General features: G+C 58.2%; 13 protein-coding genes, 1 tRNA gene and 1 pseudogene. 7 read left to right on the top strand and 8 right to left on the bottom strand.

Annotated features, from left to right (window positions below):
- Nucleotides 1-75 precede the first annotated feature (75 nt).
- Entirely contained in the window at nucleotides 76-252 is a 177-nt protein-coding gene (locus BN1125_RS19250; protein WP_167562314.1) for a hypothetical protein, read from the bottom strand.
- A 747-nt stretch (nucleotides 253-999) separates the two neighbouring features.
- Between BN1125_RS19250 and arcA the strand changes: the two genes are divergently transcribed.
- The 4 genes from arcA (at nucleotide 1,000) to BN1125_RS10735 (ending at nucleotide 5,822) form a co-directional block, all read left to right on the top strand.
- Entirely contained in the window at nucleotides 1,000-2,220 is a 1,221-nt protein-coding gene (gene arcA, locus BN1125_RS10750; protein ID WP_042012295.1) for an arginine deiminase, read from the top strand.
- Between the two features lie 62 nt (nucleotides 2,221-2,282).
- Nucleotides 2,283-3,209, top strand: coding sequence for a carbamate kinase (arcC, locus tag BN1125_RS10745; RefSeq protein WP_042012294.1), 927 nt, complete (start codon nucleotides 2,283-2,285; stop codon nucleotides 3,207-3,209).
- A gap of 78 nt (nucleotides 3,210-3,287) precedes the next feature.
- Nucleotides 3,288-4,292 (top strand): ornithine carbamoyltransferase, encoded by a 1,005-nt coding sequence (gene argF / locus BN1125_RS10740; protein ID WP_042012293.1) that lies wholly within the window; start codon nucleotides 3,288-3,290, stop codon nucleotides 4,290-4,292.
- Between the two features lie 123 nt (nucleotides 4,293-4,415).
- Entirely contained in the window at nucleotides 4,416-5,822 is a 1,407-nt protein-coding gene (locus tag BN1125_RS10735) for a YfcC family protein (RefSeq protein WP_042012292.1), read from the top strand.
- Nucleotides 5,823-5,955: 133 nt separating this feature from the next.
- Here BN1125_RS10735 and BN1125_RS10730 read toward each other — a convergent pair whose 3' ends face one another.
- The 4 genes from BN1125_RS10730 to BN1125_RS10715 form a co-directional block, all read right to left on the bottom strand.
- Nucleotides 5,956-6,447 (bottom strand): arginine repressor, encoded by a 492-nt coding sequence (locus BN1125_RS10730; RefSeq protein ID WP_042012291.1) that lies wholly within the window; start codon nucleotides 6,445-6,447, stop codon nucleotides 5,956-5,958.
- A gap of 200 nt (nucleotides 6,448-6,647) precedes the next feature.
- On the bottom strand, nucleotides 6,648-7,112 hold the full coding sequence (gene pyrI, locus BN1125_RS10725) for an aspartate carbamoyltransferase regulatory subunit (RefSeq protein WP_042012290.1): 465 nt from the start codon (nucleotides 7,110-7,112) through the stop codon (nucleotides 6,648-6,650).
- A 15-nt stretch (nucleotides 7,113-7,127) separates the two neighbouring features.
- Nucleotides 7,128-8,048 (bottom strand): aspartate carbamoyltransferase, encoded by a 921-nt coding sequence (pyrB, locus tag BN1125_RS10720; protein WP_042012388.1) that lies wholly within the window; start codon nucleotides 8,046-8,048, stop codon nucleotides 7,128-7,130.
- 273 nt (nucleotides 8,049-8,321) lie between these two features.
- A complete protein-coding gene (locus tag BN1125_RS10715) occupies nucleotides 8,322-8,864 on the bottom strand; it encodes a hypothetical protein (RefSeq protein WP_042012289.1) in 543 nt (180 codons plus the stop codon).
- Nucleotides 8,865-9,065: 201 nt separating this feature from the next.
- On the opposite strand from BN1125_RS10715, the gene BN1125_RS10710 reads away from it, so the two are divergent.
- A tRNA-Trp gene (locus BN1125_RS10710) sits at nucleotides 9,066-9,142 on the top strand.
- Between the two features lie 145 nt (nucleotides 9,143-9,287).
- Here BN1125_RS10710 and BN1125_RS10705 read toward each other — a convergent pair.
- On the bottom strand, nucleotides 9,288-10,160 hold the full coding sequence (locus BN1125_RS10705; protein ID WP_042012288.1) for a LysR family transcriptional regulator: 873 nt from the start codon (nucleotides 10,158-10,160) through the stop codon (nucleotides 9,288-9,290).
- Nucleotides 10,161-10,260: 100 nt separating this feature from the next.
- Between BN1125_RS10705 and BN1125_RS10700 the strand changes: the two genes are divergently transcribed.
- Both BN1125_RS10700 and BN1125_RS10695 read left to right on the top strand, forming a co-directional pair.
- Entirely contained in the window at nucleotides 10,261-10,758 is a 498-nt protein-coding gene (locus tag BN1125_RS10700) for a lactoylglutathione lyase family protein (protein ID WP_042012287.1), read from the top strand.
- Nucleotides 10,759-10,762: 4 nt separating this feature from the next.
- Nucleotides 10,763-11,565: pseudogene (locus BN1125_RS10695) on the top strand (methyl-accepting chemotaxis protein); the annotation flags it as partial.
- A 43-nt stretch (nucleotides 11,566-11,608) separates the two neighbouring features.
- On the opposite strand, the gene BN1125_RS10690 reads toward BN1125_RS10695, so the two are convergent.
- The gene (locus BN1125_RS10690) at nucleotides 11,609-12,121 is read right to left on the bottom strand and encodes a lipocalin family protein (protein WP_042012286.1); all 513 of its coding nucleotides are present in this window, start codon (nucleotides 12,119-12,121) and stop codon (nucleotides 11,609-11,611) included.
- A 17-nt stretch (nucleotides 12,122-12,138) separates the two neighbouring features.
- Complete coding sequence (locus BN1125_RS10685) at nucleotides 12,139-13,041, bottom strand: AraC family transcriptional regulator (protein ID WP_042012285.1); 903 nt, start codon at nucleotides 13,039-13,041, stop codon at nucleotides 12,139-12,141.
- Between the last annotated feature and the right edge of the window lie 150 nt (nucleotides 13,042-13,191).

Genomic DNA, 13,191 nt, shown 5'->3' with positions numbered 1-13,191 from the left:
AACCGCTGGTTTCAGTATAGGAGGGGCTTGGCTCATCACAAGGCGAGAGGAGTGATGCTCCTCTCGTTGTTTCGACTAGTAATGAACGCGGCCGCCATACCAGCGGCAGACATAGTCGGGCACCAGCATCTGGGGGGCCTTGTCGACATGGCAGACCACCATGGGCATGGCAGGGGGTCCTTCAGCCTGACTGAGGGTGGGGAGCGCAGAGAGCAACAAAGTCGCGAGCAACAGCATGGGTTTCATCTTCATAACAACTCCTTGGTAGTGCCATTCATGTGTGATCTGGATCACTTTCTGAGTTAAGCCGAGGTTGGCGCCAGCGCAAGGTGAGACGAATAAATTCAATTAATGAAAAAAGTATCAAAAGGCGTTGTGGTGACAGACGAGGATGGTTGCCCACCTCGATGCGGACTTTGTGCATATTAAGTTGAACCACAGAAAGAGGTGATGGCTTATGAGGCTTGGTCTGATGGGGTTGGCATCAATGCCATGATCTGGAACAAGAAAAGATTTATGCAGTGAATGTGGTCGATGTGAGTATTTATTTCTCCCGCGTTCCTCTCGTTACGCCGATGTATTCAATACATAGGGAGTAATATTCAAATTTTATTTGGAATAATTTTTATTATTATGATTTTTAAAGGTTTTTGTTATTTGAGATTAATCATCCCAGTGAACTGGTATGAATAAAAAATGAATCAAACTGAAATATAGCGGGGTGTTTGTGCATGGCTATTCAGTGTGTTCTGTGTGGTAAATGCGCAATTTGCTACCGGGGTCATAGATTGAACGGTGAATATATTCAGTTCTGAGTGAATGTGATCAATGTCTAAGTTTGCATTGGTTCGCAGGTCTAACCTCGGCATCGAAAGGCAAGGGCAGGATAGAACACAAGCTGAGTACCCTACATAAAGAATATCCCGCCTTAGCCACGAGCATGAATAGAAGGAATCTATTCAATCACTCGCAGGGACCACTGCTAGACGGAATATAATCATGAGCAAATTTTATGTAGGTTCTGAAGTTGGCCAATTGCGCCGTGTCATGTTGCACCGCCCCAACCTCAGTCTGAAGCGTCTGACCCCTTCTAACTGCCAGGATCTGCTGTTCGATGATGTCCTGTCTGTTGAACGTGCCGGTCAGGAGCACGACAAATTCGCTCAGGTACTGCGCGATCAGAATGTCGAAGTTTTCCTGCTGACCAATCTGCTGGCCGAAACCTTGGATGTGCCGGAAGCCAAAACCTGGCTGCTGCAACATCAGGTCTCCGATTATCGCCTCGGTTCTTCCCTTGCCAACGACGTGCGCTGCTTCCTGGCTGACATGCCGCACCGCGAACTGGCCCGCATTCTCTCCGGTGGCCTGACCTACTCAGAGATGCCTTACAGCAGCGTCAACATGGTAGTGGGTATGCACGCTCCGACTGACTTCATCATAGAGCCGCTGCCCAACCACCTCTTCACCCGTGACACCTCCTGCTGGGTCTATGGTGGCGTTTCCATCAACCCCATGGCCAAGGCCGCCCGTCGCCGCGAGACCAACCATGTGAAGGCCATCTACCGCTGGCACCCGCAGTTTGCCGGTCAGGACTTCATCAAGTACTTCGGTGACGAGGATCGTGACTACGACAACTCCACCATCGAAGGGGGTGACGTCTTGGTCATCGGCCGTGGCGCCGTGCTCATCGGCATGTCTGAGCGCACCACGCCGCAAGGGGTTGAGCACCTGGCACGCAGCCTGTTCAAACACGGTCAGGCCAAGCAGGTCATCGCCATGCAACTGCCGAAACACCGCAGCTGCATGCACCTGGATACCGTCATGACCCACATGGACATAGATACCTTCTCCGTCTATCCGGAAGTGATCCGCAAGGACGTGAACTGCTGGAGCCTGACTCCGGGCGGTGCCACCGGCATGAATATCAAGGAAGAGGGTTACTTTGTTTCCGCCATTGAAAAAGCGCTGGGCGTGGATCAGCTCAAGCTCATCACCACTGGCGGTGACACCTTCGAAGCCGAACGCGAACAGTGGAACGATGCCAACAACGTGCTGACGGTGCGTCCTGGCGTGGTGGTGGGTTATGAGCGCAACACCTACACCAACGAGAAATATGACAAGGCCGGCATCACAGTGCTCTCCATTCCGGGTGAAGAACTGGGTCGTGGCCGCGGCGGCGCCCGCTGCATGAGCTGCCCGATGGAACGTGACGGCATCTAACAAGACGGCGTGGCGCCGGCAGAGGCTGGCGCCACAGATACCAAGACTCGAGATCAACACTCATGAAAAAACCAACTGTCGTCGTCGCCCTGGGTGGCAATGCCCTGCTCCGTCGTGGCGAGCCCCTTGAAGCGGATATCCAGCGCAAGAACATCGCCACCGCCGCCAAGACCATCGCCCTGATAGCTCAGGAGTACAACGTGGTACTGGTGCACGGCAACGGCCCGCAAGTCGGTCTGCTGGCCCTGCAAAACAGCGCCTATACCAAGGTGTCTCCCTATCCCCTGGATGTGCTGGGTGCCGAGTCCCAGGGCATGATCGGCTACATGCTGATCCAGGAGCTCAAAAACCTGATGCCGAGCCGCAACGTGACCGCGCTGCTGACTCAGGTGCAGGTTGACCCCAAGGATCCGGCCTTTGCCAATCCGACCAAATTTATCGGCCCCGTTTATGAAGAAGCGGAAGCTCGCACCCTGGCGACCGAGAAGCACTGGGTGGTGAAGGCTGACGGCAAGTTCTTCCGCCGCGTGGTGCCGTCCCCGCTGCCCCAGCGCATCGTCGAAGGCGACGCCATCGAAACCCTGATCGCCCAGGGCCACCTCATCATCTGTACCGGTGGTGGCGGTATCCCGGTGACCTGGGATGGCCAGAGCCTGACCGGTATCGAAGCCGTCATCGACAAGGACATGTCTGCCGCCTATTTGGCCAAGCAGATCAAGGCCGACGCCCTGCTGATCCTGACCGATGCCGATGCCGTCTACCTGGATTGGGGCAAGCCGACCCAGCATCCGCTGCGGATCACTAGTCCGGACGAGCTGGCCGGGGTCAAGTTCGATGCAGGCTCCATGGGACCGAAAGTCGAAGCCTCTTGTGAATTTGTCAAAGCGACCGGCGGCATGGTTGGCATCGGCTCGCTGGAAGATGGCCTCGCCATCCTCAAGGGAGAAGCCGGCACCAATATCGTCGCCACTCGCACTGAACATGCCTAGTTACTGAATCTGTACTGAGAATGCGTAGTCAACACTACTGCCCGAACTGGTCTGAAACATATATAGAGAGAACTCATCATGGCTTTTAATCTGCGTAACCGTAACTTCCTGAAACTGCTGGACTTCACCCCGCGCGAAATCCAATACATGATCGATCTGGCCATCGACCTGAAGAAAGCCAAATACGGTGGCTACGAGCGCAAGCATCTGGTCGGCAAGAACATCGCCCTTATTTTCGAGAAGACCTCCACCCGTACCCGTTGTGCGTTTGAAGTGGCGGCCTTCGACCAGGGCGCGCAAGTCTCCTACCTTGGCCCAAGCGGTTCCCAAATCGGTCACAAGGAGTCCATGAAGGACACCGCCCGTGTACTGGGCCGCATGTATGACGGTATCGAATACCGCGGCTACGGTCAGGAGATCGTGGAAGAGCTGGGTGCCCATGCTGGCGTACCGGTCTGGAACGGCCTGACCAATGAATTCCACCCGACCCAGATCCTGGCCGACTTCATGACCATGCTGGAGCACGGCAAGGGCAAACGTCTGGATCAAATCAAGTTCGCCTACCTGGGTGATGCCCGCAACAACATGGGTAACTCCCTGATGGTCGGCGCCGCCAAAATGGGCATGGACATCCGTCTGGTCGCGCCGAAAGCCTTCTGGCCGGAAGAGGAGCTGGTTGCCAAGTGCCGCCTGATCGCCGAAGAGACCGGCGCACGCATCACCCTGACCGAAGAGGTGAAAGAGGGTGTGCTGGGTGCCGACTTCCTCTACACCGACGTCTGGGTATCCATGGGTGAAGCGAAAGAAGCCTGGGATCAGCGGGTGAAACTGATGACCCCGTATCAGGTCAATATGGATGTCATCAACGCCACCAAGAACCCGGATGTGAAGTTCATGCACTGCCTGCCGGCGTTCCACAACGACGAGACCACCATGGGCAAGGAAGTGGCTGACAAATATGGCATGAAGGGTCTGGAAGTGACCGAGGACGTGTTCGAATCCGAGCACAGCATCGTGTTCGACGAGGCCGAAAACCGGATGCACACCATCAAGGCAGTGATGGTTGCTACGCTGGGCGACTAAGGTCGCAGTAGTGGTGCCGGGGGGCAACCCCCGGTTTTTCGACCATGTGACAGCGGCATAATACCTCTAACCCTACAACCCGCAGCCTGCATGGATACCACACCCACAGAAGGAAGCTGGACCATGACCAAATTCAAGTTCCCGTCAGCCTACACGATACTGTTCGTGCTGATCGCCCTGGTGGCCGCCCTGAGCTGGATAGTGCCGGCCGGCAAATATGAGATGACCATGAACGAAGCCCTCGGCAAAGAAGTGCCGGTGGCGGGTACCTACCAACTGGTGGAGGGAAATCCCCAGGGGATCGTTGACGTGCTGCTGGCACCTATCGATGGCCTCTACAACCACGAAACCTATGAGGCAGGCGCTATCGACGTCTCCCTCTTTATCCTGGTCATCGGTGGTTTTCTTGGCATTGTGACCAAGACAGGCGCCATCGATGCCGGTATTGAACGTGTGACCGACCGCCTGCGCGGCCGGGAAGAGTGGATGATCCCGATCCTGATGGCGCTGTTCGCCGCAGGCGGCACCATCTACGGGATGGCCGAAGAGTCGCTGCCCTTCTACACCCTGCTGGTGCCGGTGATGATGGCCGCCCGTTTTGACCCGGTGGTGGCGGCGGCAACCGTGTTGCTGGGCGCCGGTATCGGTACTCTCGGTTCCACCATCAACCCGTTTGCGACCGTGATTGCCGCCAACGCGGCCGGCATCTCCTTCACCGACGGTATCTGGCTGCGCGTGGCCATGCTGATCGCCGGCTGGCTGATCTGTGTTGCCTACGTGATGCGTTACGCCAAGATGGTACGCAACGATCCAAGCAAGTCCCTGGTGGCTGACAAGTGGGAAGAGAACCGTGCCCACTTCCTTGGTAACAAGAGCGACCAGATGCTGGAGTTCACCCTGACCCGTAAAATCGTGCTGGGTATCTTCGTCGCCGCCTTTGCCGTGATGATCTACGGGGTGGCCGTGCTGGGCTGGTGGATGGCGCAGATCTCCGGCGTGTTCCTGGCTGCCGCTATCATCGTGGGCCTCATCTCCCGCATGAGTGAGGAGGAGCTGACCTCCAACTTTATCGACGGTGCCCGCGACCTGCTGGGTGTGGCGCTGATCATCGGTATCGCCCGCGGTATCGTGGTGGTGATGGACAACGGCATGATCACCCACACCATCCTGAACAGCGCAGAAGGGATCGTGACCGGCCTCTCGACCGTGGTGTTCATCAACGTGATGTTCCTGCTGGAAGTGGTGCTCTCCTTCTTGGTGCCCTCCTCTTCCGGTCTGGCCGTGCTGACCATGCCGATCATGGCGCCGCTGGCCGACTTCGCCAACGTGGGTCGCGATCTGGTGGTGACTGCTTACCAGTCTGCCTCTGGTCTGGTGAACCTGGTGACCCCGACCTCCGCCGTGGTCATGGGTGGTCTGGCTATCGCCAAGGTGCCTTATGTGCGCTGGCTGAAGTGGGTGGCTCCGCTGCTCGGTATCCTGACCGTGCTGATCGTGGTCTGCCTGAGCCTGGGCGCAGTGCTCTCATGACACCGATGACATGCAATATGAAACGGGAGCCTGCGGGCTCCCGTTTTTATGGGCGCAAGAAGTGATGGGCACAAAATAGCAGGCAACAAAAAGGCGACCCGCGGGTCGCCTCAGTGCATTTGGGGGCGAGGGCTTAGCGGGCCTGCGCCAGCGTGCGCACCACGGCGGCATGGGCCTGACGGGTGCGGCTGATATGGCGCGGCGCGACCAGCACCACGTCATTGCCCGCGACAGCGCCCATGATCTCGGGATTGACGTTGCGATCCAGCAGGCGGGCCACCACGGTGGCGGCCCCCGGAGTGGTGTGGATCAGCACCATCTGCTGGTTGTACACCACTTCGCGCACCATGTCGTGGATCGAGCGGGTGCTGCCGGCGGGTTCCAGCTGCTCATCGACCAGGGTGTAGACCTTCTTGCCGTTGGCATTCTGCGCCTTGGCAACGCCGAGGCGGCGCAGCAGGCGGGAGATGGTGGACTGGCTGATGTCGGCAAAGCCGCGCTCCGACAGCTCGCGGCGGATCTCTTCCTGGGTGCTGTAGCAGTGCTGACCGATGATCTGGCGACAGGCATCCAGCTGGGCCAGATCGGGCTCTTGGGCAACGGGACGACTGAGGGTTTTGACCACGGCGAATTCCTTTGATGATGACCGGAGGTAAACGCGCGATATCTGCCATAGCAGTCAGTTATCAGGCAAAAACACTGATAATCCATCTATATGCAGGGAATGAGCGGGCATTACCATCATGCGATGGCAAATTATAGCTGACTGGAAATTCGGTGATGTGACAGGGTTCAAAAATGGGCCCAGCGGGGCCCAATCAGATATCAGTAACGCTCGCTGACGATGTCCTGAGTGAAGGACTTCTCGCAATATTTGCACTTCATCCGCACCACGCCTTTCACTTCGCGCACCCGGAAGTAGCTGTCCACCGGCTCGTTGTGAGAGATGCAGTTGGAGTTGGGGCAGTGGAACACCCCGGCGATGAACTCTGGCAGCGCCAGCTGGTGCTTCTTCACCACATTGAAGTCTTCGATGATGTTGACGGTCGCTTTCGGGGCGAACAGCGCCAGCTGGTTGGCTTGTTGCTCGGTCAGGCGGGTGTTCTCAATCTTGATGAGATCCTTCTTGCCCAGCGCGCCGGATTTCAGGTTGAAGCCGACGGTGATCCGCTCCTGGGTTTCGACCAGCTGAAACAGCTTGAGGATCTTGATGCCCTGGCCAGCGGGGATGTGATCGATGACGGAGCCGTGACGGATGGCTTCGACTTGCAGTTGGTTCTTGTCAGACATGATATTCCCCTAAGCTCAGACAGTTTCGTTCAGTACCAGTGCCAGCAGCGCCTGGCGTGCATAGACTCCGTTCTCCGCCTGCTGGAAGTAACAAGCGTGGGGGGTCTTGTCGACCGCCACATCGATCTCGTCGACGCGGGGCAGGGGATGCAGGATCTTCATGGTGGGCTTGGCCCCTTCCAGCGTGGCCACTTCCAGCACGAACTTGGCGGCCATGTGCTTGTATTCGGTCTCGTCGAAGCGCTCTTTCTGGACCCGGGTCATGTAGAGGATATCCAGCTCCGGCATCACCTCTTCCATGGTCTGGTGGACGCTGAACTGGATGCCCTTCTCTTCCAGCTCTTCGCAGATGTAGTCCGGCATCGCCAGCGCTTCCGGGGAGATGAAGAAGAAGCGGCAGTTGAACAGGCTGAGGGCCTGGGCCAGCGAGTGCACGGTGCGGCCGTACTTGAGGTCACCGACGAAGGCGATGTTGAGGTTATCCAGGCGACCCTGGGTCTCATGGATGGTGAACAGGTCGAGCAGGGTCTGGCTCGGATGCTGGTTGGAACCGTCACCGCCATTGATGACTGGTACGCGGGAGAACTCGGAGGCCAACCGGGCCGCTCCTTCCTGCGGATGGCGCATTACCACCGCATCCGAGTAGGAGCCGATGATCTTGATGGAGTCAGCCAAGGTCTCGCCCTTCTTGGCGCTGGTGTTGCCCCCGTCGGCGAAACCGATGATGTTGCCGCCAAGGCGCTGTACCGCGGTCTCGAACGAGAGGCGGGTGCGGGTGGAGGCTTCGAAGAAGCAGCTGGCAACCAGCTTGTTTTGCAACAGGCGGGTGTCCGGTTCGGCCTTCAACCGTTGTGCGGTTGAGACTACCAGTTCCATTTCTGACCGGGTCAGGTCCGAAATGGAGATGACATGTTTCTTATAGAGTGGATTGGTCATCGTCTGCATTCCCTTTGACATCATTGGAGGTTTTTCGGGCACAAAAAAAAGCCCCTGAAACAGGGGCTCTTTTTAAAAATAACTGGGGATCGTTGGGACGGGAACCAGAAACAACGGGGCCGCTCTGGTGCGCTCCACCCGTCTGCAAGGCTGTTTTCTGAATCAAAAACTGCATCGTTTCGTCCCGACCTTTTTCAAAACCGGACAGATTATATGGCCGCTTTTTTAATTGTCAAAAATTTATTTTCGATGCCAATTTCAGCATAAAAACGTTTAAGTAGCGAGAACAGGGCGGCAAATCCACACCCTGTGCGTCGCTTGCAGCGGTTCCCCATCGTGTGCCATGGCGCGCAGATAACCGAGCCTGTGGTGCCCTTCTAGCAGGCAGTAGGGTTGCGGCAGCGGTTGCCCGTTCGGGTAGCTGGCTCCCTCCTCCGGTGCCAGTACGATGATCGGCTCTGGCCAGGAGCCTTCACTCAACATCTTCTCGCCGAGCCAGGAGCGGCGCACGTAGCGATTGCTGCGCAGCATCTCGCCCCAGCGCTCGATCACCTCCATATGGCGGGAGTCTATCTGCGCCATCACCTGTGCGGTGGGCCAGGTTTCGCACAGAAACTGGTGACGGGCGAGATCGATAAAGCTCCAGTTGGACTCAAAACCGCGCCAATGGCGATAAATCCACTGGGAGAGCACATTTTCAGGAATAAAGGGCACCAGCGGCGCGACCCGTTCAAGGTAGGCGGGCAGGGACTCTGTCTTGCGTTCATCCCTGAAATTGAGGGGTGCGAGTTGTTGGATCAATCGGTAATTGAGCATAATCAGCCTCCCGGTACCTGATTTTACCCTACCCCCATTTATGTCCCATTCCTACCCCGGCAGGGCTGCAAATACAGCAAGTTATCCTGCTTCGCTGCACAAATAACCGTTACTTGCTCGGGATTTGTGCAATTGCATCGAAAGCGTAAAAAAAGCCTTTACCTTTGATTTCCACTTTGTATACTACGCCTCGTTTGTTGCAGGGGCGTAGTTCCAATTGGTAGAACAGCGGTCTCCAAAACCGATGGTTGCGGGTTCGAGTCCTGCCGCCCCTGCCATTTTTAGAAAGGCCAGCTCATTGAGCTGGCCTTTCGCATTTCTGGCGTTTGCCAATTTATCCATCTCTCCTTTCTCTTCTCCTTCTTGCCGTTAGCACCCCAGTGACTGTGGCCACATTGATTTCGACGTCTGCCGCAAGAGCGTTCAGTGTGCAGCAACCCGCTGTTTCAGGACGGCGACCAGCCGCTGGTGGCGGGCGGGGAGCGGCCATTCGGCGCGGTAGATCAGCCAGAGGGTGTCGATCACCTCAATGCTGTTCTGGAGCACCCGGATCTTATCCTGTTGGGCAAAGGCAGTGACGGCGAAGCGGGGCAGCACGGTAAAACCGAGGCCGCGGGCGACCGGCTCAAGGATCAGGCCGATCTGGTTGGTAAAGCCGCGTAGCGGGATCTGTTCGAAGCGTTGACCGGGGTAGCGCCGTCCCAGCAGGCGCTGGGCCATGCTGCGACCATCCGGGTGGTCGATAAAGCCGAGCTGACAGAGGTGTTGCCAGCTTTGCTCCTCGCCATCGTTGGGCACCACCAGACAGAGCGGCTCGCGGGCGAACGGCTCGGCGGCGATGCTGGGGTGCTCCGGCGGTAGATCCACCAGTCCCAGATCGCTGCGCCCTGCCAGTACCGCCTGCACTATGTCGGAGGTGGGGGCAAAGCGGTGCTGGATGGTGAGCCCGGGGTGCTCCTGTTGTTGGTCGAGCAGCAGGGGATAGAGCAGCAGACCAATGCTGCCGGGGGTGGACAGGGTGATGGTACCGCTATGGGGATCGTCATCCGAGAGGCGGGCCCGCAGCTGTTCTGCGGCCTGTGCCTGTTGGCGGGCGAAGTCGAGCAGCACCAGCCCGCGCGGGGTGAGCTCCAGTTGGCGGGGCCTGCGCAGCAGCAGGGGGCCAAATTCGGCTTCAAGGCGCGAGATATGCTGACTGACTGCGGCCTGGGTGAGATCCAGCCGCTCGGCGGCGCGGGTAAAACTGCCGGTTTCATACACCACCACCAGAGTGTGGAGCCAGAGCGGATTAACCATAAATTTAATTTATGCCTTCCATTAGTTTGACCTTATTTTTCATTATGTCGCCCCTTCCTATCATGTCACCTGTTTCCCACACACAATTTCAAGGTGACCTATGACCTATCCACGCAACTTCTCCCATATCGGCATCACTGTGACTGACCTCGACAAAGCGGTCGAGTTTTATACCAAGGTGATGGGCTGGTATCTCATCATGCCGGCAACCACCATTACCGAGGATGACTCCGCCATCGGGGTGATGTGCAACGATGTGTTCGGCCCGGGCTGGGGTTCTTTCCGCATCGCCCACCTCTCCACCGGCGACAAGATTGGCATCGAGTTGTTCGAGTTTCCCAACAGTGAGCTGCGCGAGAACAACTTCGAATTCTGGAAGAGCGGGGTGTTCCACTTCAGTGTGCAGGATCCGGATGTCGAGGGGTTGGCGGCGCGCATCGTCGCGGCGGGCGGCAAGCAACGGATGCCGGTGCGCGAGTACTACCCGGGTGAGAAGCCCTACCGCATGGTTTACATGGAAGATCCGTTCGGCAATATCATCGAGATCTACAGCCACAGCTATGAGCTGACCTACTCCGCCGGTGCATATCAGGGATAAGTGACAGGCCGAGCTGGTGCCTCATCTGAAGCAGGCCTACACCTCCGGTGGTTTCGGTCTCACCTTTTTGGCTCCGCACAGGGGGTCATGATCCGGCAGGATCCCTCTCTCAATACCGGCAACTATGACCCGCGCGAGCGACCCTGGTATCAGGATGCGGTGAAAGCGGGTCAACTGATCGTCACCGCCCCCTATGTCAGCGTCACCATGCAGAAGCTGGTGGGGCTGACCCTGGTGCTGCTGGTGTTCAGTGCCCTGCTCACCGCCACCTTCAAATACCTGTTCGCTGATCTGGGTCGGGTGGCGCACGCCCTGCACGACATCGCCCACGGTGAGGGGGATCTCACCGTTCACATCAACACGCACAGCAAGGATGAAGTGGGCCAGCTGGCCCAGAGCTTGAACCAGTTTGTGGCGCGGCTGCATGGCATCGTCAGTCGGTTGCGGGATGTGACCGTCGAGTTGGCTGCCCAATCCCGTACTCAGGCGTCCGGTGCGCAGGCCCGCAGTCAGCGGGTACGCCAGCAGCAGGACGAGATCGTGATGGTGGCGACCGCGGTGACCGAGATGGCTTCCGCCACCCAGGAGATCGCCGGTCAATCCCAGGTCGGTCAGAGTCAGCGCAGCATCACTGGCTTGGCAGACGAAGTGGCCGATGCCAGTCAGGTGATCAACGAGCTCGACAGCCATGCCCAGAAGATCAGCGACATTCTGGCCACCATCAGCGGCATCGCCGAACAGACCAACCTGCTGGCGCTCAACGACTCCACCGACGAGATCCAGCAGATGATCGAGACTCTGCAGCAGAAAGGGCAGCCCGCGGGCTGCCCTTTGTTATTTCACGACTGGCTTAAGGAATCTGTTTGACCCAGATAAGCTGGTCGGTGGCAAAGCCCAGCGACTTCGCTTTGGCGACCAGCGCATCCACCTTCTCCTTGGGCGGGTTGGGTGAGCGGGAGAGGATCCAGAGGTAGTCGTAGTTGTAGCTGGTCACCAGCGAGAGCTGGTAATCGGGGTCGAGGTCGATGACGTTGTAGCCGCCGTAGAAGGGGCCGAAGAAACTCACCTTGAGCCGCGCCTCGTCCGGGTTGCCGACGAAGTAGGCCTTGCCCTCGGCTTCGCGCCAGCTGCCATCGCTCTGCTTGCCGCGGTTGAGCACCTTGACGCCGCCATCGTCGCGCAGGCTGTAGGTGGCGCTCACCTGCTCCAGCCCCCGTTCGAAGCTGTGGTCGAAGCGGGCGATTTCGTACCAGGTGCCAAGATAACGATCGAGCTGGAAGCCGGTGACGGGGCGGATGCCATCGGCAATCCCGGTACAGGCCGTCAGCAGCAAAGCGGTGAACAGGCAAAGCAGTGAACGCATAAGTAATCCCTCTCTTGTTATCCCTCGATGATGCGCAGCTGGCCATCCCGGAAGCGGGAGGCCTGATCCGTCGGCGTGCTGCCGAAGAAGCGCTTGTACTCCCGGCTGAACTGGGAGTTGCTCTCGTAACCGACTCTGGCCGCCGCGGTACCCGCCTTGATGCCATCGTGCAGCATCATCATTCGCGCCTTGTGCAGGCGAAACGACTTGATGTACTGCAGGGGCGAGGTGGCAGTGACCGCCTTGAAGTGGTGGTGAAAGGCGGAGACGCTCATGTTCACCTCCCGCGCCAGCTCCTCCATGGTGAGGTTGTCGGCATAACGGGACTCTATCATACGCAGCACCCGGGCGATCTGGCCCACATGGTTGTGGCGATTGGCGAGCGCCTGCAGCGCCGGGCCGCCCCCCTCGGTGAGGGCGTGGAACAGCATCTCGCGCACCGTCTGCGGCCCTAGCACCCTGGCGTGCAGCGGGTTGTCCATCAGCTCGATCAGCCGCTCGGCGGCGCAGAACATCGCCTCCGACAGGGGCACCGAGTGGATGCCGATCTTCTGCGGGGCGGGGGCGGGCAGGGCATCGCCCAGCTCCAGTAGCAGCTCTTGCAGGGTGACCATGTTGATCTCGATGGTAAAACCGATCAGCGGCTGCTCGGAGGAGGCGAAGCACTCGCACTCGCAGGGCAGCGGCAAGGTCATCAGCAGGTAGTGGTTGGGGTCGTAGCGAAACACCTGATCCGCCAGATAACCCACCTTGTGCCCCTGCAGGATCACGATTATCCGCGGTTGATAGAGCACCGGGGTACGGCCGTGGTACTCGGTGGTATAGATGAAATTCACCTGCTCCACCGGGGAGGGTGTGATGCCGGGTGCGGTGACGTGGCGGGTCACTCTGGCGGCGAGGTCGCTGTAACGGTGTTGCATGGGCGCGCTTTGATTCGACTGTTCCGGTTTTTGCTGCTTTGTAGAAATAGGCAAGGATTAAGCAGGATGTTGCCTTGATGGTAGGGGGGTTATGGAGAAAAATGCAAGCACGATTTCGCGGCCTGGCCGCCCTGACTAGCAGAAGAAGGC

The organism is Aeromonas fluvialis, assembly GCF_000819885.1.
Classification (GTDB): Bacteria; Pseudomonadota; Gammaproteobacteria; order Enterobacterales; family Aeromonadaceae; genus Aeromonas; species Aeromonas fluvialis.
Note: the sequence above shows the minus strand (reverse complement) of the source record. Positions and strands in the feature narration are given on the sequence as shown.